General features: G+C 40.2%; 18 protein-coding genes and 1 pseudogene. 7 read left to right on the top strand and 12 right to left on the bottom strand.

The annotated features are described in order from the left end of the window. Positions 1–22 precede the first annotated feature (22 nt). The 3 genes from QE404_RS03265 to rpsA all read right to left on the bottom strand — a co-directional run bounded on the left by QE404_RS03265 (position 23) and on the right by rpsA (position 5,735). Complete coding sequence (locus tag QE404_RS03265) at positions 23–1,009, bottom strand: EamA family transporter (protein ID WP_307446424.1); 987 nt, start codon at positions 1,007–1,009, stop codon at positions 23–25. A 114-nt stretch (positions 1,010–1,123) separates the two neighbouring features. Further along, a complete protein-coding gene (locus QE404_RS03260; protein WP_307446419.1) occupies positions 1,124–3,709 on the bottom strand; it encodes a T9SS-dependent M36 family metallopeptidase in 2,586 nt (861 codons plus the stop codon). A gap of 229 nt (positions 3,710–3,938) precedes the next feature. Then, positions 3,939–5,735 (bottom strand): 30S ribosomal protein S1, encoded by a 1,797-nt coding sequence (gene rpsA / locus QE404_RS03255; RefSeq protein WP_307446416.1) that lies wholly within the window; start codon positions 5,733–5,735, stop codon positions 3,939–3,941. Positions 5,736–6,024: 289 nt separating this feature from the next. Between rpsA and QE404_RS03250 the strand changes: the two genes are divergently transcribed. The 3 genes from QE404_RS03250 (at position 6,025) to QE404_RS03240 (ending at position 9,513) form a co-directional block, all read left to right on the top strand. Then, entirely contained in the window at positions 6,025–7,293 is a 1,269-nt protein-coding gene (locus QE404_RS03250; protein WP_307446413.1) for a carcinine hydrolase/isopenicillin-N N-acyltransferase family protein, read from the top strand. A 90-nt stretch (positions 7,294–7,383) separates the two neighbouring features. Further along, on the top strand, positions 7,384–8,691 hold the full coding sequence (locus QE404_RS03245; protein WP_307446410.1) for a DEAD/DEAH box helicase: 1,308 nt from the start codon (positions 7,384–7,386) through the stop codon (positions 8,689–8,691). Positions 8,692–8,700: 9 nt separating this feature from the next. After that, positions 8,701–9,513, top strand: coding sequence for a PhzF family phenazine biosynthesis protein (locus QE404_RS03240; protein WP_307446407.1), 813 nt, complete (start codon positions 8,701–8,703; stop codon positions 9,511–9,513). 58 nt (positions 9,514–9,571) lie between these two features. Here QE404_RS03240 and QE404_RS03235 read toward each other — a convergent pair whose 3' ends face one another. Then, positions 9,572–10,465, bottom strand: coding sequence for an SMP-30/gluconolactonase/LRE family protein (locus tag QE404_RS03235; protein ID WP_307446404.1), 894 nt, complete (start codon positions 10,463–10,465; stop codon positions 9,572–9,574). A 210-nt stretch (positions 10,466–10,675) separates the two neighbouring features. Here QE404_RS03235 and ccoG point away from each other — a divergent pair, with 210 nt between their 5' ends. Continuing rightward, the gene (gene ccoG / locus QE404_RS03230) at positions 10,676–12,118 is read left to right on the top strand and encodes a cytochrome c oxidase accessory protein CcoG (RefSeq protein WP_307446401.1); all 1,443 of its coding nucleotides are present in this window, start codon (positions 10,676–10,678) and stop codon (positions 12,116–12,118) included. Between the two features lie 2 nt (positions 12,119–12,120). Here ccoG and QE404_RS03225 read toward each other — a convergent pair whose 3' ends face one another. Continuing rightward, entirely contained in the window at positions 12,121–13,002 is an 882-nt protein-coding gene (locus QE404_RS03225) for an AraC family transcriptional regulator (RefSeq protein WP_307446399.1), read from the bottom strand. A gap of 153 nt (positions 13,003–13,155) precedes the next feature. Here QE404_RS03225 and QE404_RS03220 point away from each other — a divergent pair, with 153 nt between their 5' ends. Together QE404_RS03220 and QE404_RS03215 are read left to right on the top strand one after the other, a co-directional pair. Then, a complete protein-coding gene (locus QE404_RS03220; RefSeq protein ID WP_100077171.1) occupies positions 13,156–13,500 on the top strand; it encodes a MerR family transcriptional regulator in 345 nt (114 codons plus the stop codon). A 143-nt stretch (positions 13,501–13,643) separates the two neighbouring features. Further along, positions 13,644–14,930: a helix-hairpin-helix domain-containing protein gene (locus QE404_RS03215; protein WP_307446396.1), complete on the top strand. Its 1,287-nt coding sequence runs from the start codon at positions 13,644–13,646 to the stop codon at positions 14,928–14,930. 37 nt (positions 14,931–14,967) lie between these two features. Here the strand turns inward: QE404_RS03215 and rluF are convergent, their stop codons facing one another. The 6 genes from rluF to QE404_RS03185 form a co-directional block, all read right to left on the bottom strand. Further along, positions 14,968–15,693 (bottom strand): 23S rRNA pseudouridine(2604) synthase RluF, encoded by a 726-nt coding sequence (rluF, locus tag QE404_RS03210; protein ID WP_307446393.1) that lies wholly within the window; start codon positions 15,691–15,693, stop codon positions 14,968–14,970. After that, the gene (gene truB, locus QE404_RS03205) at positions 15,668–16,402 is read right to left on the bottom strand and encodes a tRNA pseudouridine(55) synthase TruB (RefSeq protein ID WP_307446389.1); all 735 of its coding nucleotides are present in this window, start codon (positions 16,400–16,402) and stop codon (positions 15,668–15,670) included. The genes rluF and truB overlap by 26 nt, the downstream gene beginning before the upstream one ends. Before the next feature lie 68 nt (positions 16,403–16,470). Then, on the bottom strand, positions 16,471–17,013 hold the full coding sequence (locus tag QE404_RS03200) for an adenylate kinase (RefSeq protein WP_307446386.1): 543 nt from the start codon (positions 17,011–17,013) through the stop codon (positions 16,471–16,473). A gap of 115 nt (positions 17,014–17,128) precedes the next feature. After that, positions 17,129–17,947: an undecaprenyl-diphosphate phosphatase gene (locus QE404_RS03195; protein ID WP_307446383.1), complete on the bottom strand. Its 819-nt coding sequence runs from the start codon at positions 17,945–17,947 to the stop codon at positions 17,129–17,131. Positions 17,948–18,043: 96 nt separating this feature from the next. After that, positions 18,044–18,340: a DUF3098 domain-containing protein gene (locus QE404_RS03190; protein WP_307446380.1), complete on the bottom strand. Its 297-nt coding sequence runs from the start codon at positions 18,338–18,340 to the stop codon at positions 18,044–18,046. 2 nt (positions 18,341–18,342) lie between these two features. Further along, the gene (locus QE404_RS03185; protein WP_307446378.1) at positions 18,343–19,242 is read right to left on the bottom strand and encodes a cell division protein FtsX; all 900 of its coding nucleotides are present in this window, start codon (positions 19,240–19,242) and stop codon (positions 18,343–18,345) included. Positions 19,243–19,333: 91 nt separating this feature from the next. On the opposite strand from QE404_RS03185, the pseudogene rsmA reads away from it, so the two are divergent. Then, positions 19,334–20,105 (top strand): annotated as a pseudogene (rsmA, locus tag QE404_RS03180) (16S rRNA (adenine(1518)-N(6)/adenine(1519)-N(6))-dimethyltransferase RsmA). A gap of 83 nt (positions 20,106–20,188) precedes the next feature. Here the strand turns inward: rsmA and QE404_RS03175 are convergent. Beyond that, positions 20,189–22,543 carry a choice-of-anchor L domain-containing protein gene (locus QE404_RS03175; protein WP_307446373.1) on the bottom strand — a complete coding sequence of 785 codons (2,355 nt, stop codon included), beginning with the start codon at positions 22,541–22,543 and terminating at the stop codon, positions 20,189–20,191. Between the last annotated feature and the right edge of the window lie 24 nt (positions 22,544–22,567).

Genomic DNA, 22,567 nt, shown 5'->3' with positions numbered 1-22,567 from the left:
GGAAACGATTTTTATTTTTTTATTATGGGGCCGGTTCATCAGCAATACGAAAATCTTTTTTTGCCGGCAGGTTCATCAGTACAATAGCAAATAGAATGAGGATAATTCCTATCCACTGAATCAGAAGGACTTTTTCACCCAGCAGTACAAAAGCCATCGTTACGGATACAGGCAGTTCAAGTGAAGAAACGATGCTTCCCAGGCCAAGCCCTGCCTGAGGAAACCCTATATTGAACAAAATCGGTGGAATAATGGTTCCGAATAAAGCCAGAATAAAACCGTACTTCCATAATATGGAATAGTCAAAGGCCCTGATATGACTCGTGTTTTCTGTAAAGTTCAGGTAAAACGACCTTAAAGCCTCAAAGTGCAAAGGTCCGATCTGAGCAAAAAACAGAAATAAAAGAATAATGACCGATCCTCCGCAAAGCATTATGAAACTCTTCCTGAATACCGGCAGATGGGTAGCAATGGTATTGGATGTGAACATTGTTAAAGTATAAGATGCCGCCGCCATCAGACCCCAGAATATTCCATGCCAGTCCAGACTGATATCTGCATGGATAAGATTGGTTGCCAAAACTGTCCCAACAAGGACGATTATAGTAGCAATAACTTTCCTCGCATTCGGCAGGGTCTTGGTGATCACACTTTCCACGACCACACTGAACCATACTGACTGCATCAGAAGCACAATGGCTATGGAAACATTGATATATTGTACCGCAATATAATAGAACAGGCTTGTACATCCTAATGAAGTACCTGCGAGCAGCAGCTTACCTGTCTCCCTGGAACTGGGTTTCGGTAAAATCTTTTTTGAAGCAGCAGTCTGAATAAAATTGAGGATCAGAAGTCCGGCTATTCCCAATATAAACTGTGCTGTAGTAACCTCCGAGGTAGTATACCCCTCATGATAAGCCATCTTAACAAACGTAGCCAACATCCCGTATATACTGGCCCCCAATCCCACAAAAAGGACACCTTTTAAAATACTTTTCTTTTTCATCTTGATTGTTTTTTTAACCCTGCAAAGATATGATATTGAAAAGAAATGGTATTCATATAAAAAAATACTCCGGCCTGTCCGGAGTATTTTTTATTGATGATATTGATAATCAGTTTATTTCTTGATGATCACTTTTGAAGTCGCATCAACATTAAGCCCTTTAACTTTTACCAGATAAGTCCCGCTTACCAGCTTGTCCGTTGCAATGGATTTCTTGGAATCAGGAGAGATCTTATCTTCTGAGGAAACTAATTTCCCTGACATATCATATATTTCCACACTTATTTTTCCTAATGTATTGGATGGGAAATTGATAAAGAATTCATTTCTTGCAGGATTCGGATAAATGGAGATGTCACTTTTCACGGTTTTAACTTCATCCGTAGCTAGTGCACATTCTGAAGGAACTGCAAAACTTTCGATCTGGTCATTGATATTGGTCTTGCTTCCTGCGCTGGCACCCACACCTAAACCTCTTTTGGCAAAAGTTCTCCAGATCATGCACTTGTCAGCACCTCCTGTTGTATTCTGATCTGCTGCTAAAATAGCATCCCTTCCATCAATGAATGTAGGACTGCACACCTGTAATTTCAATGCATTGGTAACCAACTGAAGGACTCTTGAACTTCCATTAGTCGTATTGGCCAGTACATCTGAAGAATAGCCATATTTATTAACATATTGCCAGTGCAGATCCCATAGCATTGAAGCCCATATAAACCCTATGGAATGTACATCTGGAACTAATGCACCACTTGAATTGGTATATTGCATTCCATTAGTATTTCCATACGTATAACTATTGATGCTAAAATCAGGAGAATATTTTGCAGGCCTAATTCCCCCGCCACTATTAGACTGACCTACCACATAGGTTCCTATTCCTCTAGGTACGGAAGCATTATCTCCTGCTTTGTTTGTAAGCATTAACGCAAAAAAATCTGACCAGCCCTCTCCCATCTGTTCTCTGGAATTGACATAGCTTAAACAAGAATAACCGTTCCCTGTTAGCCTGTTTGAAATTCCGTGTCCATATTCATGAACCACAATTCCATTATCAAAACTTCCGTCAGGTGTTGTACTTGTTGCGGGATCATCTTTTAGCGTTACATTTACCGTAGTACCGGCAGATAGTTGACCTTTAATATATTCACCTTCAGAATTGCCAATCAAGACCGAAGGGATAGTTATCGTAGCGTCTGTTCCTGACATTCCTCCTATGGCCCCTGATGTTGGCAAATTATAAATGATAGCAGCCGTTGCTCCGGCATCCTGAGCATTTTTCACCTTAACAGTAAATGCACAGGTTCCTCTTTCTATCAAACCAATTTTTCCTGTTAATGAACCGGCAGGCAATGCTGTACAGGCATCCGCTACGGATGAAATCTGTACATTTCCTGTAACTCCGTTAGCATCCAGAGGAGTTCCAAATTGTGCTAAACCGGCAGCAGGCGTACGTGGTATTGCAGCGGAAGGAGCATTGTAAAAGAAATTCCTGTTAAAAGTACTCCACAAATACATCTGCATTCTCGGTTTGCTACCATCAGCAGGAGTGGCAAAATTAGCGTTATTGGTACCTCCGCCATCCATCGCTTCAGCATTTACATAATCATTTCCTAAACCATTAGGCACGAAATTATTTTGCTGAAAATTTCTCGCTGCAGGAGTAAACCCGAACATATAAAAAATGTCATGCACCTTATTATTAATATAGAATAAGTTAGTTACAGATGCACTTAAGTTATTATAAGGATCACCAGTCATGCTGAACGGAAAATTAAAATTCCTCGAAGTACCGCCGTCAGGAGAAAATCCAGGAGCATCTGCATCAGAAATATCATCATAAGCATATACATTATTTCCTCTGGTTATCGTATAATGCGTGGTACCATCAGAATGCCAGCCTTCCTGTGATGCAGCTGTAATCCATGGGTTACTAACTACGGACCTTGAACCAAAAGTGGCTGATTCGATAGGCAATGGAAATACATTATAAGAAGCATTATATGCTGCTAAAATTGAATTGTTGTTTGTTATATTAACAGGACCAATCAACGATTGCTTATGATCCAAATCATGTGAGTATGCACCTTCGTGGAAATCACAAGCTAAATTCAAATCAAAATTAGCAATGATATTGCCGTCTACTGCATCTACCAATATGTTCCAGTAGCTTGGTGATCCCGGCTCGGGAATAGAAAACTCATATGATAACTTTAAAACACCATGATCATCAAAATACACCAATCTTTGTTTTGCCACCTTAACATTATCAGGTTCTGCAGCATTGTACTCAAGGATAGGATATGATTTTATTGATTCTTTGTGTAGGTATTCCCCTATTTTCTGCAATGCAGCAACTTTAGTTAACGATACCTGATTGGAGGATACAGCAGTATAATCCTTCACAAAATTATCCGTGAAATAAGCAACCTTTCCTTCTTTTACTAAAGCCGTCCCTACAGAAGCATATACAGGAAGTCCTTTATAGGTCTGCTGAATCTTGACCACATCTCCATTCATGGATTTAGATTGATCAATATTATCGATAATAAAACTGGTAAGATCCGGCTTTTTATATTCTCTTATTGTATTTTGAGAAATATACTGCTTAATTAAGCGTTCGCTGTCTTGTGCGAATAAGTGAGTAGGAAATACTGAAAAAGCAGCAAATAAAACAGGTAAAATTATTTTCTTCATATCCATTAATAATGGCCGCTAAATTACAAATATTTAACCATAAAAAGATAAATATTTAAAAATTTATACTACAAAACTATTTACATAATAGCATTGATAAAAAACACTGTTTTATGATATATACAACCACTATCCATAAGTAAAAAAAATTTAACCAATTATTAAAACCCAAATAAAAAAAGAGCTGTTTCATTCAGAAACAGCTCTTAATATTAATATCGGTTGAAGATTATTTACCTTCTTCCATTTTTCTTTTCAGTTCAGCTAATGCATCGATATCTCCAAGAGTAGATCTCTCTTCGTTTGAAGATGATGAAACATTGTTAGATCTGTTGTTAGAAGATTCTCTTACGTTTTTCTTCTCTTCATCTCTGAAAATTCCTGTGTGAGAAACTACAACTCTCTTGAATTCTTTGTTGAACTCAATTACTTTGAAATCAGCTTCTTCTCCTTTCTTGATTTTAGAACCATCTTCTTTTTCTAATAATCTTGAAGGGCAGAATGCTTCAACCTCAGCATCTTCAAACTGTACAGAAGCTCCTTTATCGTGAACGTCTACAGCTTTACCAGCATGGATGGTTCCTTCAGCATATTTAGTTTCAAAAGTATCCCAAGGGTTTTCAGTTAATTGCTTGTGACCTAAAGACAGTCTTCTAGCCTGGATATCAAGCTCAAGAACTACTACATCTAATTTATCACCTACTGCACAGAACTCAGATGGGTGCTTGATTTTCTTAGTCCAAGAAAGATCAGAGATATAAATCAATCCGTCGATACCTTCTTCCAGTTCTACGAATACACCGAAGTTAGTAAAGTTTCTTACGGTACCTACATGCTGAGATCCTACAGGATATTTAGCTTCGATATTTTCCCATGGATCTTTAGACAATTGTTTGATACCAAGAGAAATTTTTCTCTCTTCTCTGTCTAAAGTCAATACTTCAGCTTCTACTTCATCACCAACTTTTACAAAATCACCGGCAGATCTCAGGTGAGTAGACCAAGACATTTCAGAAACGTGGATCAATCCTTCAACACCAGGAGCGATTTCTACAAACGCACCGTAGTCAGCAAGAACCACTACTTTTCCTTTTACTTTATCTCCTACTTTAAGGTCAGCAGAAAGTGCATCCCATGGGTGCGGCTCAAGCTGCTTCATACCTAACTGGATTCTTGTCTTCTCATCATCGAAATCAAGGATAACCACTTTCACAGTCTGTCCGTCTTCAAGGATTTCAGATGGATGGTTCACTCTAGACCAAGAAAGGTCTGTAATGTGGATCAATCCATCTACCCCTCCTAAGTCGATGAACACACCGTAAGAAGTAATATTCTTAACAGTACCTTCAAGAACCTGACCTTTTTCAAGCTGAGCGATGATTTCTTTTTTCTGACCTTCGATATCTGCTTCGATCAGTGCTTTGTGAGATACTACTACGTTTTTGAACTCAGGGTTGATTTTTACAACTTTGAACTCCATAGTCTTACCAACAAACTGATCGTAATCTTTAATTGGCTTAACATCAATCTGAGAACCTGGTAAGAATGCTTCGATTCCGTGTACGTCAACGATCATACCTCCTTTAGTTCTAGACTTAACAAAACCGTTTACGATTTCACCTGTTTCGTGAAGCTCGTTTACTTTATCCCATGCCTTAAGCGTTCTTGCTTTTTTGTGAGATAACTGTAGCTGTCCGGTTTTGTCTTCTCTTCTGTCTACCATTACTTCTACCTCGTCCCCTACTTTAAGGCCTTGGTTGTAACGGAATTCGTTAAGAGAAATAACACCTTCAGATTTGAAGTTGATGTCTACAATAGCTTCCTTGTCTGTTAATCTAACTACTTTCCCAACCAATACGTCGTTATCGTCAAGGTTGTTCAAAGATCCGTTGTAGATTTCCTCAAGATCGCTTTTTTCTTTTCTAGCATCAGCATCAAGACCAGATTCGAAAGAATCCCAGTCAAATTGTTCAGGTGCTACGTTTTGGTTTAATAATAATTCTGCTGAATTTGTCTCTTTTGACATAATTCTAATAAAATTTGTATTCCTTCTTTCTTAACGGTTCGAATCAATGCGGATTAAAAAATACGGAAGTAATTAATTTTTAGTTATTTGCTTTTCAAACCTTTCGCCGCAAAAAGCGGTGCAAAGGTACGTGTTTTATTTTAGATTAACAACAGGTTTACTTTCTGTTAGGATTCAGTAACATCAAATCTAAATATCAGCAAGATCCGCATATTCGAATTTAATTCGTACAACCGTTTAACAATACTCACTTATAGCAATCAAAAGATCAATCTATAAAAATTATCTCATGAATAAAATTATTCTTTTGTTGGTAATCAGTATGATGGCCTCTGGTTCCCACAGCTTAAAAGCATGTACTATTTTTTCCTGTTCCAGAGGAGGAAAAGCATATGTAGCCTCTAATGAGGATGATACCACACCTTTTACCAGAATATGGTATAACCCTGCCACTAAAGACCGTTACGCTTCCATTTGTTTTGGAGCACCGGATATGCAGATTGCGGCCGCAATGAATGAACATGGATTATTTTTTGATTACGCAGCAGCCAACTATGATTTAAGTAAACTTAATCTTACAAATCCTTATAAAAGTGATATCATGTGGGAGGTTTTGGGAAGATGTAAAAATGTAGAAGAAGCGATGGTCATTTTAAACCAATATGATTACATCTCTCAGTCGCAGGTTTTATTGGCCGATAAAGAAGGAAATTCTATCCTGATTAACCCCAAAGGTATTATCAAAAAAGAGGGCGACTTCCAGATTAACTCAAACTGCAATATGATTAATGGAAAGCTGGCATGCAGAAGACCGGAAATCGCCAGTGAGATGCTATCTGAATCTAAAGAAAACAATGTGAATTTCCTGAAAAGCATCCTCGACAAAACTCATCAGGAAGGAGAATTAAATACATTATATTCCACAATCTGCGATTTGAAAAACGGAATGATCTATGTTTACCTTTTTCATGATTACAATACAGTATATAAAATTGATCTGAAAGCTGAGCTGAAAAAAGGATACAGGATAGAAAATCTTGCAGATCATTTTCCTGCAACATTTGCTTATGAAAGTTTCTCAAAAAACCATGCCTTATATCTTAAAGAATCTATTTTCCAGGAAATGACAGATAAAGGTATCACAGCAACCACAGATCGCTACATATCAGAAAGTGAAACATCAAAAAATAAAAATTTAGATCCTGCCTTACTGGAGGTTGCTTTACAGCTTATTAAATATTCCTGGAATGAGCATAATAACGGCGGTATGTGGGATTATTGGTTCAGCAAGCCGTTAGGGTATGAAATAAAGCAATATAAAGATTCTAAACTTGATGCCGCGGACAAACTGTTAAAATATTTATCTGCCAAAGACCACATCGATCCCAAATTACTAAGCTTCATGAATGAAATCATGGGTTTCACCAATCTCACACAGGGAAATAACATTTTAGCCAAAGAATTGTATGAAAAAGCAATATCCAATCCTGAACAGGCGTACAGCGTAACTTTGGTTCGCGGAAAAGAAATGCTTGAAAGAATAAACAGAAATAAATAAAATGAAATCCGGATTGAAGAAAGGAAGGCAATAAATAACCTTAAATCCCACCCACTCTCTCCACCCATCCAAATTCATTACCTTTGCATCATGGAACTACAATCTATTTATCAGAAACTCCAGATTCAGGATATGAATCAGATGCAGAAATCGGCTTATAAGGCAACGGAAAACGGGCAGGACATTGTGTTGCTTTCTCCTACGGGCTCCGGTAAGACGCTGGCTTTTTTATTTCCGGTCCTGCGAAATCTTACAAAGGATGCCCAGGGAATCCAGGCTATGATTCTGGTGCCGGCAAGAGAACTGGCCCTTCAGATTGAGCAGGTATTTAAATCTATGGGCACAGATTTCAAAGTGTCGGTCTGTTACGGAGGTCATGACAAAAAGATTGAAGTTAATAATTTAACAGAAGCTCCTGCCGTTCTGATCGGTACACCGGGAAGGGTGGTGTATCATTTGAGGAACAATAATTTTGATCCTAAAAGCATCAGGACACTGGTCCTTGATGAGTTTGACAAAGCCCTGGAACTCGGATTTCATGATGATATGGAATTTATTTCCAATTCCCTGAAAGGCTTAAGCCAGAGAATCCTCACGTCCGCTACTGCCATGGATGAGATTCCTGCATTTACAGGGCTTAAAAATGAAAAAACAGTCAGCTTCCTGAAGCTCAATGAAGCAAAACCTGATATCCAGCTTAGAAAAGTAATGACAATATCTGAGGAGAAGCTGGATACCCTTTTCAGCCTGATCTGTAAAATCGGGAATAAAAGAACGCTTATCTTCTGCAACCACAGGGATGCAGTGGACCGTATTTCCGAGCTTTTAAGAGAAAAAGGTATTGACCGTGAAACGTTCCACGGCGGCATGGAACAGGATGAAAGGGAACGTGCCCTGCTGAAGTTCAGGAATGATTCAGCCCGGATTCTGATCACGACCGACCTGGCTGCAAGAGGCCTAGATGTTCCTGAAGTAGAGTCCATCGTTCACTACCAGCTGCCACCCAAAGAGGATGCTTTTATTCACAGGAATGGACGAACGGCGAGAATGAATGCCAAGGGGTTTGCCTACCTGATCATGACGGAAGATGAAAATTTCCCGTTCATTAAACAGGATACGCCTGAAGAAAGTGTGACAGGATTCCATAAAGTTCCCGAAAAAACACCATTCCAGACCATTTACATCAGTGCAGGCAAAAAGGATAAGGTGAATAAGGTAGATATTGTTGGATACCTGATAAAAAAAGGAGAACTTCAGAAGGAGGATATCGGACTGATTGAAGTGAAGGATACTACCTCTTATGCTGCCGTGGCCAGAAATAAAGTTAATGCAGTGTTGAAAAAGCTGAGCATCGAAAAACTCAAGGGTAAAAAAGTCAAGATGGAAATCGCCTATTAAAACATCAATATGATGAAGATTAAAACGTTTATTGTAGATGCTTTTACAAACGAATCATTCAAAGGAAACCAGGCCGGCGTCTGTATACTTGAAATGCCGGTTTCTGAAGAAAACATGATTCTGATTGCAAAAGAATTCGGATTTTCGGAAACGGCATTTGTAACCAGGAAAGACCATAACCGGTTTGCTATCCGGTACTTTTCGCCGGTAATGGAAATCCCGCTGTGCGGGCATGCCACAATGGCTTCTGCAAAGGTTCTCTTCACCGAGCATCCGGAAATGAAGGCCATTACCTTTGAAACCTATTCGGGTACTGTTCTTGAACTGAAAAATGCTGACCGGATCGAAATGTTCTTCCCCGTACACGAAACACAGCAGCATGAACTTCAGGATGACATAAAAAAAGCGATCGGAATTACGGAAGTAACGAATTGTGCGTATAACGAATACCACAACATTGTACTGGCAGAAATCGGAAGCAGCAAAGAACTTCAGGACTTGAGGCCTGATTTCAACGGTCTGAAAAATATTGTAACCACCATCAATGGTGTTTTGGTTACAGCCCGTTCGGAAAGGGAAGGTTATGATTTCGAATACCGCTATTTCTGGCCATGGTCCGGCTCTGATGAAGATCCGGTAACCGGAGGCGTACAGAGTTTCCTCTGCAAATACTGGTCTGTGAAACTCAATAAAAAAGTACTTAATGCATTCCAGTGCTCTGAGCGGACCGGAAGCATGGAGGTTGAGTTACTGGATGACCAAACCATCATCAGGAGCAATGCCGTTATATTCATGTCCGGTGAAATCAATCAACCGGTTTAAAACTTAAAAGCCACAAAAATCAATTTAATTTTTGTGGCTTTTATATTCTTAGGGTATTTTACTTTACTCCTTTCACTTTTGTGGGTAAGGTATATACTGCTTTAGAAGCGGTAATAAACAGGATGTCATTGTGTTTTCCTGCAAAGGTAACGTTGGAAGTCCAGTCTTCCTTGATCGGGATGTGGTATATTTTTTTTCCTTCACGGTTAAATACATGTACACCATCACCGGTAAGATAAAGATTTCCGTGCTTGTCTATCGTCATCCCGTCGGAACCCATTTCACAGAACAGTTTCTTTTCGGAGAGCTTTCCTTCACCCAGAATATCATATTCATAGGTTTTGCCGGCATCAATATCGGAAACATATAATTTTTTGAACTTCTCGCTTCCTACAATGCCGTTAGGCTGCGTGAACGTTTCAACCTTGGTTACTTTACCTGTTTTATCTCTGTAATAAAGGCTTTTATGAGGGATTTCCTGTTTGAAATCTACCCAATAATCCCTTTTATATAATGGATCGGTAAAATACATACCGCCAAAACCATCATTCCAGATATCATTGGGACCGTTCAGCCTTTTGCCTTCAAAATGGTTAACGAGGATTTCTACCTTTTTATCTTTTGATATTTTCCAGATTTCACCTTTATGATCCGAGCAGGTGATCAGGTTATCATCTTTATCGAAGTGGGTACCGTTTGCCCTTCCGGTCTGATCCATAAAATGGTTAACGGTATTTGTCTTCCAGTCCCAGTAGTAAATTTTATCATTGGGCTGATCCGTAAAGTATACATTTCCCTTACTGTCGGAAGACGGACCCTCCGTGAACGTAAACTGGTCCGAAATTTTTTCCGGCTTAATGTCTTCATAAAACATAGCATTAGTATTTAGTGATTTGCAACTGACTAATGCTAAAACCAAACCAACCGAGCCGGCACGCCAGATATTCTTCATTGTTTCATAAATTTTGATGGCTACAATTTACGATTTGTAATCTCAGATTCAAAAGTTATTTTCTCATTTAAGGATAATAAGATAGAATGATAGAATGTCCCAATAATCCTATTTAAGGCGAAGATGATATTAGCAATACAAGCCAATATTCATGAGCTTTGTACCGACCGTAAGGAGTACAGGTTACTTTACTTAATTCATGCAAAAACGATGAATATACAATCCGATAATCTTCAGGCACATCAACAAGATGCTCACCATTTCAGAAATTCAGTAGGCACAATGGATGAATCCGGTAAAAGAAAATGGGTGTACCCACGCAAGCCGAAAGGCAAATTTACTAATTACCGGAACTACACAAGTTATTTCCTGCTTATTCTTTTCTTCGGGTTACCTTTTGTAAAGGTCAATGGCAATCCTTTTCTGCTGTTTAATGTGATCGACCGGGCATTTTTCATCTTCGGGCAGCCGTTCTACCTGCAGGATTTCTTCATTCTTGCCTTAGGAGCTGTAACGTCCGTTATCTTTGTTATGCTTTTTACAGTCGTTTTCGGCAGGATCTTTTGTGGCTGGCTTTGTCCTCAGACCATCTTTATGGAAAGTGTCTTCAGGAAAATCGAATTCTGGATTGAAGGGGACCGCAACAGACAGATGAAGCTCGACAGACAGGATTGGGACGCTGAAAAGCTAAGGAAAAGGCTTTTGAAATGGTTTGTATTTGCTGTCATCTCAGTACTTATTACCAACTTTATGTTCATGTACATCGTAGGGTACGAAAAGGTTTTCAGTATTATTTTTGAGGGACCCGCAGAAAACCCTTTGAAATTCCTGGGAATGATTGCCTTCGCAGGTACGTTTTATTTTGTATTTGCCTGGCTCCGGGAACAGGTGTGCACGCTCGTATGTCCATACGGAAGGCTTCAGGGTGTACTGATTGACAAAAATACCATCAATGTATATTATGATTTCCGGAGAGGGGAAAACCGTTCTAAATGGAGACATCATGAAGACAGAAAAGCTGCAGGTAAGGGCGATTGTATCGACTGCCAACAATGTGTGGTGGTATGCCCTACCGGAATAGACATCAGAAATGGCCAGCAGCTGGAATGCATCAACTGCACCGCCTGTATCGACGCTTGTGATGAAGTCATGGAAAAAGTTGGTCTTCCAAAAGGCCTGATCCGCTATGCCACAGAGGCAGAAATAGAAAACCGTGAAAAATTCAGATTTACTTCTCGGATGAAAGCTACGAGTTTCATTCTCGTTCTTCTGATCGGATTCCTGGGATTCCTGATGCATGACAGAGGTTCACTGGAGGCCAAATTCATCAAACCTGCGGGATCCACGTATTTTATTAAAGACGGGAGAATAAGCAACACCTTTATTTATACGTTCCTGAATAAGTCCAACGAACAAAAAATACTCACCATAAAAGTGCTTAATGCTGATCATGCACGAATAGAATTTTTCGGTTCTGAAAAAATTATTCTGAAAGGAGATCAGATCCTGAAAGGCAACATCAATATTTCATTTCCGGAAAAAGAGATCAGGTTTTCCAAACAAAACCTGGCTATCGGAGTCTATGATGAAAAAGGGAAATTACTGGATACTTTTGAGACTGTTTTTGAAGGTCCTTTTACGCTTACCCTGTAACCCTAAGATTTATATTTCCGGATAAACTGCGTAGGCGTCATCCCGGAAGATTTCCGGAAAACCCTCACGAAGTAAGAATATTCATCATATCCCAGCCGGAAAGAAATTTCTCCCAGGCTTTCATCAAGATGGATCAGCATTCTTTTGGCTTCAAGAACCACCCTCTCTGTAATGACCTCGGTGGCTGTTTTCTGCACTACAGTCCTGATGATTCTGTTCAGGTGTTTTGCCGAGACATGCAGTTTTGCAGCATAAAAGGCCACTGACTTCTCATGGACAAAATGCTCTTCAACAAGGTCTTCAAAATCCTGGTAATGTTTATAATAAGAAATACCGGCAGATAAAGACCGATGATCCAGATCTTTCGAAAAAAGCCTGGACGAAAGGATAAAAATGTTTGATAATATGGATAATATGAGGCCTGTTTTCATAAGGTTCTGAGCGCTGTACTCCTCTTCCAGCTCGACAATTTTACTGAGGTAGTGTTTAAGATGATCATCATCCAGCTGAAGTTTCCGCGGGAAATGTACGGAACCGAAGAAAGGGAAATTCCTCAGTTTCTGGCTTACATAATGCATTTCATAAAAATCCTGTGAACAAAAGAAAATATACCCTTCTATATCGGAGGAAAGTTCCCAGCTATGGATCTGTCCGGGTGACATAAAAAAGAGGCTGCCCCTGGAAACATCATATTTCTGGAAATCGATTTCGTGGATACCCGTTCCGCCGGTAAACAATATGGTTGCATAAAAATCGTGGCGGTGGGGCTTTTCCAGATGTCTGTGGCCTACGATCAAATGACTCTTCAGGGTACTGAAATAAAAGTCGGAAGTATTCTTCCCGTCCTGAAATAGATTGATGTTAAGTACCGAAATGGAATCCACTTTTTTTATATTCAAAAATAGCAAAAACAAAAGCAACTTTTCTCAATAGTATTACGGACTTTTCTCTCAAACACCTGAAGAGGTTAACTTTTCAGACATATATTCTTTATGAAAATCAAAAAATATTTATCTTTGAAAATTACGATTGCGAAAATGAAGATAAATCTCCCTGATAAACTGTATTATTCCATAGGTGAAGTGGCTAAGGCATTTGATGTAAACACTTCCCTCATACGCTATTGGGAGCAGGAATTTCCGATTATTAAACCTAAGAAGAACAAAAAAGGCAACCGTTACTTTACTCCGGAAGACATTAAAAACCTGCAGATCATCTATCATCTGGTGAAGGAAAAAGGTTATACACTGGACGGAGCCAAAATAGCACTGACGACCAACAGCAGGATTTCCGAAACCATTACCCTGATCGACAGGCTTGAATTCGTCAAGGCAGAGCTTCTGAAACTGAAAGAGTCATTGGTAGAAAAGGATACTGAATAGCACCTTTAAAATATTTGCTTTTGCTGTTTTTTTGATGTAATCCGTCAATAAAAATCACGCATATGCTACCCAAACATCCTGTATATCAAAATTTTAAGATTGTTTTCTTGATATTCTGATGATAAAATTCTAAGTTTATCAGGATGAAAAAAAATGATTACCAAAAACTGGGCGTATTGGGGATCATCCTGATGGCCTTACTAATCTTCCAGGAATATACCGGGAGGGAAAAAACAGATTTTTCCGGTGTTACCTTTATTTCGAAGAATACGATTCCGGTGAAACTTTCGGAATTCGATCCCAATGACCTGGATGTTAAACAGTGGCAACAGCTTGGATTTTCCGCATCACAGGCAGCTGTTATCCTCAACTATAAAAAAGTCGTAGGTGGCAGTTTTACCTCCCGGCAACAGCTGAAAAAGTGTTTTGCCATTTCCGAAGACCAGTTTTCACAGCTGGAAAAATATATCCTCCTTCCTGAAACAGGATCAGAAACCTACAACAGCTACAGAAAAGCTGAGAAAAGAACCCTTTCAGTCTCGGGAGCCTTCAATCCCGATCGTCTTTCCCACCAGGATTGGCAAGCCATGGGATTCTCTGAAAAACAGGCCGCAGCCATCGTGAAATACAAACACTACCTCGGAGGCAGTTTCATCAGCAAAGAAAAGTTCAGGGAATGTTTTATCATCAGTGATGAAAATTACAAAAAGCTTGCACCCTACATCATACTACCCGAAAAAGCACCTGCATTAGCCAAGACTTTCATTAATCAGAAAGCGGCAAGCCGGTATTTTACATTTGATCCGAATGCAGCTTCAGCAGACGACTGGAAACGTCTGGGATTTTCTGAAAAACAGGCACAAACCATTGTTAGTTACCGGGATAAAATCTTAAAAGGCCAGTTCAAAAATATTGAAGACCTTAAGCAGTGTTTTGTGATATCACCGGAAAAATTTGAAGAACTAAAGCCATACATCAGGCTTAGTACTGTAGCAGTTGATTCAAAGGATAAAATGGCTTCTAAGATCCCTCAGCAGGAAAAAACGGATTTTTCAAAAACAGACCTGAATACGATTACATTCAGGCAATTGATGGAGTTTGGACTGGACGAAAGGAGTGCCGGATCTTTCATCGGATTCAGGAAAAAACTTGGCGGCTTCATGAATAAACAGCAGATTATGCAGACGTATAATATTGACCGGGATCTGGTGCAGAAACTAATTGACACAGCTCCGCTCAATACATCCGAGGTTCCGAGATACACGCTTGCTGAAGCCCCGGAAGAATGGCTAAAGAACCATCCCTATTTTAAATATTCTGCAGACAAGATCATTTTCTACCGGATCAGTGAACCTAATGAAAAGAAGATCTGGAAATTCCTTAAACTCAAGCCAGAGTATGAAGAAAGGATGAAGTGGTACCTTAAATAATAATGATCAATATAATTAAAGAATCGCTTTGTTAAAATCAGTCTGCGGTCTTGCTTGAGTCCTCAAGGAGGGCATTCAGAGCAGAAAATTCCTGTTCGGTCAGGTCCCTCCATTTGCCTACCGGAAGATCTAACAAGATATTCATAATGCGGATGCGTTTCAGTTTCTTTACTTCGTAGCCAAGGTATTCACACATTCTGCGGATCTGACGGTTGAGCCCCTGAGTCAATACGATCCGGAAGTTCATTTCGTCAATTTTCTCTACCTCACATTTCCGGGTAACGGTATCCAGAATAGGAACACCATTACGCATTTTATCTAGGAACCTTGGTGTAATAGGCTTATCTACCCGTACAATATATTCCTTTTCGTGATTGTTTCTCGCCCTTAAAATTTTGTTGACAATATCCCCGTCACTGGTAAGAAGGATCAGGCCCTCACTCGGTTTATCGAGCCTTCCGATCGGAAAAATCCTTTGAGGATGGCTGATATAGTCTATGATATTATTCTTTTCCCGTTTGGTATCTGTAGTGCAGACAATTCCTACCGGTTTGTTGAACGCAATATACACCGGTTTCTCCTGAGACTCTCGTACAGGCTTTCCGTCTACTTCCACAAGGTCTTCATCTGAAATTTTTGTTCCCAGCTCAGGCACTTTTCCGTTTACCTTGATCCGTCCTTCCTCCAGAAGCTTATCTGCTGCACGCCTTGAGCAGTAGCCTATTTCTGATAAATACTTATTGATCCGTGTTTTTTCCTGCATCGTTTATTAATTCGGTGTCGTTAAATCTAAAATCATTCTCCAAAAAGCGGCTGCTTGCCTGTTCAACAGAGTATTCCCCTATTTTGGTCCTCCTCAGCTGGGTGAGATAAGCTCCTACTTCAAGCTTCTGCCCGATGTCGTGCGCAAGGCTTCTGATATAAGTTCCTTTAGAGCATCCTACCGTAAAACGGACAAACGGAAGTTCAATTTCAATTGCATTGATGTAGAAAATGGTGGTTGCCCGTGATTTCATTTCAACCTCTTCACCTGCCCTGGCCAGATTATAGGCTCTTTTCCCGTCAATCTTGATTGCTGAAAAGACAGGCGGCTTCTGCTGGATCTCTCCTATAAATTGTTCCAGCACATTCCTGATCTGCTCTTCCGTAATATGGGAAATATCCTGGTGAAGGATCTCAGGTTTTTCGGTATCATACGATTCCGTCTGAACGCCTATTTTGATCTCGGTCCAGTATTCTTTCGGTGCGTCCTGTATCTCAGGGATATTTTTTGTGAATTTACCGCAGCAAACGATCAGCAGTCCCGTGGCTCTGGGATCCAGCGTACCGGCATGGCCGATCTTAAATTTCTTCGGAAGGTTGAATTCCCTTTTAAGTTTGTATTTCAGTTTATTGACCGCCTGGAAAGATGTCCAGTCCAATGGCTTGTCCAATAAAAATATATGTCCTGACTGTAAATCTTCAGCTGTCATTTTAAAGTCTATGGTCTCTCAGATTAAATTTAATGTTCTATATGCAGGTATCTTTCAAAAGTACGATACTACAGTTCTGATATTTTTTCTAATACCAGCTGTACTTTTTCCTCTACCGGCTGGGTACCTATGATTTTTAAAACAGGACACTTCAGTTGTTCTAGCCATGCCTGATGTGCCTTAAGGGTTCTGTTAGTTAGCTCCGTTTTAAAATCGTAACCTTCTGCCCAGGTGATAAACTCTTTATGCAGCCTGGATCTTTCTGCATCCTTAAAAATGATATCACCATACCTCTCCCATTCTCTTTTCTTCAGTCTTTCCATCCTTACCTCGGCTGGTACATACAGGAAAACCACCAAATCAAAATCGGGGAAAAGATTGTTGCCCCAGGTAAAGGTAGAGCCACCCAATATCCATTTTCCGGCGGCTTCAAGATCTTTCATGATTAAACGGTTTCTCTCATCCGGGTTCCGTTTTTCAGTAAAAGGTATTTTTGTCTTGATCCAGAAATAATCATCACTGTCAAAATATGCCAGTCCCGTCTCTGCTGACAAGGCATATCCTAATGTAGTCACTCCGCTTCCGGACGCTCCGAAAATATGCAGTTTCATTTTAATTGAAATTTAAATATCACCAATGTATAATACCGTACAATATTTCAGCTATCATAGTAGGTATTGAGATCAGCGGAAATCAATAAAACTACAAAGATTTATACCAACAAGGTTATTTAAACCAGTAGAAATAGATCAGCAGGGCAACCCCTACGAAGATACGGTACCATCCCCAAGGCTTGAAGCCATATTTATTCAGTACGCCAATAAATGCTTTGATAGCAATCAATGCTACGATAAATGCCACAATATTACCCACAATGAAGATGATCATATGGTCCTGTGAGGCCATGATCATTTCATACCCTTTTTGTGGGGTAGCTGTTTCTTTTCCCCACGTTTTCACAAAAACGGAATACACCGTTACTGCCAGCATGGTAGGAACAGCCAGGAAGAAAGAAAATTCAGCGGCAGCTTTTCTGGTCAGACCTTGAGTCATACCCCCGATAATGGAAGCGGCACTTCTGCTTGTACCGGGCATCATAGCAAGGCATTGCCAGAACCCTATGGTAACCGCAGTTTTAATGCTGATGTCTTTTTCATTTGTAATTTTCGGGTTCTTAAACCATCGGTCGGCAAAGAGCAGGACAACCCCACCTAACACCAATACTGATGAAATGGCAATCTGATTGCCCAGAACAGCCTCTATTTTATCATCAAATAGATAACCCAGCACCAAAGCCGGAATCACAGCAAAGCCCAGTTTAAAATAAAACTGAAGGTTACTGAAATCAAAGAATTTTTTCCAATAGGCGACCACAACAGACAAAATAGCCCCGAATTGTATGGATACCTGAAACATTTTTAAAAACTCATCTTCGGGAAGCCCCATCAGGCTGGCCGTAAATCCCATATGGGCTGTAGATGAAATAGGAAGATATTCTGTAAGTCCCTCAATAATCGCAATGATTATCGCTTTAATTAAATCCATAATTATGTAAAAAATTAAAAGATTAAGAAGCTAAGAAATTCAGATCTTGCATTCTGAATTTCTCAATTTCTCAATCTCCAAATAAAAAGTTTATTTCTATTTTCTTTTCAGAATGGCATAGCCTTCTATTACAAAACCTATCACGACGAAGAGTGGCGCAATCCTGATTCTGCGGATAGAAAAAATTCCGTCATTCCATGAATTCGGATCGTATTTCCCGTCCACTGTATTGGCATCAGCACCCATCATCAGAAGGAAACCAACGACAATAAAGGCCAGGCCTATCAGCATCCATTTAAAGTTTTGGGGTCCGAAGTAGAACGGGCTTTCCTGTGGGCTTTCAGTTTCTTTGCCATAAGAGGCGGCAGAAAACTTATTTGTTTTTTTGCTCATTATTAAGAGTAGTATAAATCGTCAACACTTGTTCTCAGGAATCTCCATGTCGCTATAACGGTACTCAGGACTGTAATAAAAATCCCTATACCTAATACCAGTAATGCCAGCCAGAAATACTGGTTATTATCCTGCACAAAAGCAGAACCGATCTGGCTTGTAAAATAATACCATACACCGCAAAGTGCCATCAGACCAATAACGGAACCTATAGCACCTAAAATAACAGCCTCAATGATGAACGGCTTAAGGATGAATCTCCTTTTGGCCCCCACCAGCTGCATGGTTTTGATGATAAATCTTTTGGAGAATATTTTCAAACGGATGGAGTTGTTGATGAGCACTACGGCCAGGATCAGGAACAGCATGGAGAAACCGAAAATCCATTTCAGGATCCTGCTGAGGTTATTGTATACGTCCACCATCAATGTACTGTCATTCTTTACGTCTACAATTCCTGGAACTGATTTAATGACTTTAATGGCTTCATCAATCTTGGCTGGATCTACATATTCAGGTTTAAGGGCAATTTCTACAGAAGATGGAAAAATATTCTCCTCAAAAAGGGCGTCGCTGTCTATCCCCATACTGGCTTTGGCCTCTTTGGCAGCCATTTCACGTGAGATATAAGTGGCTTTTTTAACCGGTGCCAGCGTCTGGATTTTTTTAAAAGTCTCCTCTTCCAGTTTCGCGATCTTAACAGAATCCTTAGCATCGAAATTTTCGTCAAAATAAGCATTAACTACCAGCTGTTCTTTTATATAATCGGAATATTTCTGGGCATTAATCAGAATAAGCCCCATCAATCCAAGTAAAAATAACACTAAGGCAATACTTATCACTACTGTAATATTGCTGGACCGAAGCCTTTTCTTATTAAACTCATCTACAGATTTAGCCATTAATATTAAAATTTTTGGCTAAAATAGAAAAAAACTTCCGAAATTTGGGGCCGTATTAGGAAAATCATTGTTAACAAAATCATAAAAAATATTGAGTGTAAAAGCAAAAAAACATCTCGGACAGCATTTCCTGACGGATGAAAATATCGCAAGAAAAATTTGTAGAAGGCCTGAGCTTTGAAGGTTATCATACCGTTATGGAAGTCGGACCGGGAATGGGGGTCCTCACCAAATACCTGCTTGAGAAAGACCAGCAGGTGTACCTTGCGGAAATAGATACCGAATCTATTGAATACCTAAAAAACAATTTTGACCAGGTAACTGAAAATACTTTTGTAGGGGATTTCCTGAAGCAGGATTTCAGCTTCAATAAAGGTGAGCAAATTGCCATCATAGGCAATTTTCCGTACAATATTTCTTCGCAGATCCTGTTCCAGATTGTGGATCATTATGCCCTGATCCCGGAGATGGTAGGCATGTTCCAGAAAGAAGTAGCGGAAAGGACCGCTGCTGTCCCGAGAACGAAAGACTATGGAATCCTAACGGTTCTTATCCAGGCATATTATGACGTAAAATACATGTTTACGGTTCATGAGAACGTGTTCAATCCTCCGCCAAAGGTAAAATCCGGAGTCATCCGTTTAACCAGAAATCCCAAGGAAGGCCTTGCCGGAAATGAGGTCCTCTTCAAACAGATTGTAAAGACAGGTTTTAACCAGCGAAGAAAAAAACTCTCTAATGCCCTGAAGCCCATCAATATTCCTGAAGCACTCAAATCCCATCCGTTTATGAATCAGAGAGCCGAAGAACTGAGCGTTGAGGATTTCATCACATTCACAAAGCTCTGGAAAGAGCATCTGTAGAGATCCGATTGGTAAATGATGAGATAAAAAAAGCCAGGTACAATAAATTGTCCTGGCTTTTTTATTTGCATTATCAAAGTATATTATTCCCTGTTTTTAAGCATGATCCATCCTGACCAGTTCATCTGGGCTTTGGATTTTGGATACTCGTAGTTGAATTTATACCAGTATGTGGCTGTCGGCAGTCTCTTACCTCCTACAGTACCGTTCCATACAGGATTCTGTTTAGAGAACCTGAAGATCTCAGAGCCATAGCGATCGTATACTGACCCTGTAAAATTTTTGAAGTTACCCAGAGCACTAAGATCAAGTACATCATTGATTCCATCCTGATTTGGAGTAATGATATTGCTGATCTGAAGCGTAAAGAAGTCCAGAGCTCCTACACAATGGGTTCCTACTGTTCTTACCTGGATATTGTAATTGGTATTGTTCTGTAAGTTGGTAAACACATTGGATGCCTGCCATGAGATACCTCCGTCGGCTGAATATTCCAATGTAGTCGGCATATTGTTGATCATCGGACCTACAGCGGTAATCGTAAGGGTATTATTACCATAATCCAAGCCGGAAATAAATGGTGATGCAGCGGCCATTACATGTGAAGTAAAGGTTCTTGTACAGTATCCGTTGTTAACGGCTACCGTATATATTCCCAACTGATCTACATTGATCGTCTGGGTCGTTGCCCCGGTACTCCAGAGGTAAGTATAATTAGGTCCTGCCCCGGCATCCAGAACAACACGGTCTCCCATACACATTTCCACATCCATAAGCGGCGAAGTCATTTCCGGAATTACCTCTATGGTAACGGTTGCAGGATTTAGAGAACGGCATCCTTTCGCACCGATAGCATATACGGTAAACGTAGTGGTATTATATAGCGTAACGCTCTGGGTATTTCCGGTACCCTGGAAGTTGCTCCATTCGTAGGTGGTTCCTCCGGTTGCCGTTAAGCCCACCGTCTCTCCCGGGCAGATTTTAAGTTTCGTTGCTACCAAACTAGCTGTTGGTGTGGTTTCTTTCAGAAGTTTCAACTGTACTGTCTTGCTGCAGAAGCCTCCATTGGAAACTACTACATACAGGATTTGGCCATCCGTTCCATTATAATTAAGGATATTCGTAATGTAGTTATTGTTCTGCGCGATGGCATCTGCCTGATTCACATAGATGCGGAATACGGCACCCGGTGTAGTACTTATTGTTGGTAAAATCGTGCTGAGATCAAAAGTGGTGATATCTGGCGTAGTACAGAGCAGCAGCGTAGCATCATTGGCCACAGGAGTTGTTCCCCCATTGATTTTTATCGTGGCTTTACCCGGGCAAGGATTTCCGGGAACGCTTACCTCAATGGTGTAAACACCTGGCTGTACTGCGGTTATGGTACTGGTAGTTGCACCTGCCACCGGATTACCGTTAAAGTACCACTGATAAGCAAGGTTAGGGTCGTTCACGGAAGCCGTGATTACCTGAGGAACATTATCACATACATTGATTTCTTCTGGTAAAGTTGCACCTGAAGGGTCCAAGAGTTCTACCCCGATATTGAATGATCCTCCTTCAAGGAAAACTGCAGAATCGTAAGCCGTATCTCCTGCATCGGCCAAAACCATTTTAAAGTGGTAAGCCTGTCCGGGAACTACCGTAGCGGTAGCCGTAAGCGGAATGGTACGTCCGTTGAAGTTGGTTTCTATGTTTGATGTGTTATACCCTCCGAAATAGGTTTCGTTTACAGCACCACAGGATCCTGCAATAGCAGGATGGATGTTGGTTACACTTACCGGTCCTGCTCCACTCGGAAGTACTGCCATATTTACATAAGGAGCTGTACTGCCGACAGGCTTTAACAAAAGTGCAAAAGCATCTGAAAAGCTGCATGGAAAGGATCCCGTATATTCTTCAGAAGCAAAAAGGTAGTTGAACTTTACCTGTGATGATGTAGGGACAAAGTCGAATTCCAGGATTACGGCATTATTAAGCGTTTGTGTAGGATTGGTGGCGGCCACAAGGTCCGGGTCACTCCCCGTTCCTATATTATCACTCAATGTACTGCTGATAAAGGAATTCCCCCCTCTATTGGCATATCCGGTAGAAAGGATGATTCCATCTTTAAAAGGAAATGCTGTAGTAGCTTTGTTAAAATAGCCCCATGAACGGTTAGCATTACTGGCAGGAAGGTTAGGACTTACCTGAACATTGGAAACGTTTGGGGTTACACAGGAGTTGGTTCCCGAAGAAATCAGGACATCTTTAACCAGTTGTGTAATGGTATAATTGCTTTCGTTATAGGAAGGAGCATTTATATCAATAAAAGCACCTGCTTTCATGGTAAGTGCGGACTTCTGCTCTTTTTGAGGCTTCCGCGGAAAGACATTTTGCGAATAAAAAAAGTTTAATGGAATTATAAAAAGGAAAAATAACAGTAGATGTCTCTTCATAATATTTTTGTTTCAACAAATTTA

The sequence above is a fragment of the Chryseobacterium camelliae genome, from assembly GCF_030818575.1.
Taxonomy (GTDB): Bacteria; Bacteroidota; Bacteroidia; order Flavobacteriales; family Weeksellaceae; genus Chryseobacterium; species Chryseobacterium camelliae_A.
This window is presented reverse-complemented; position numbering and strand designations above follow the sequence as displayed.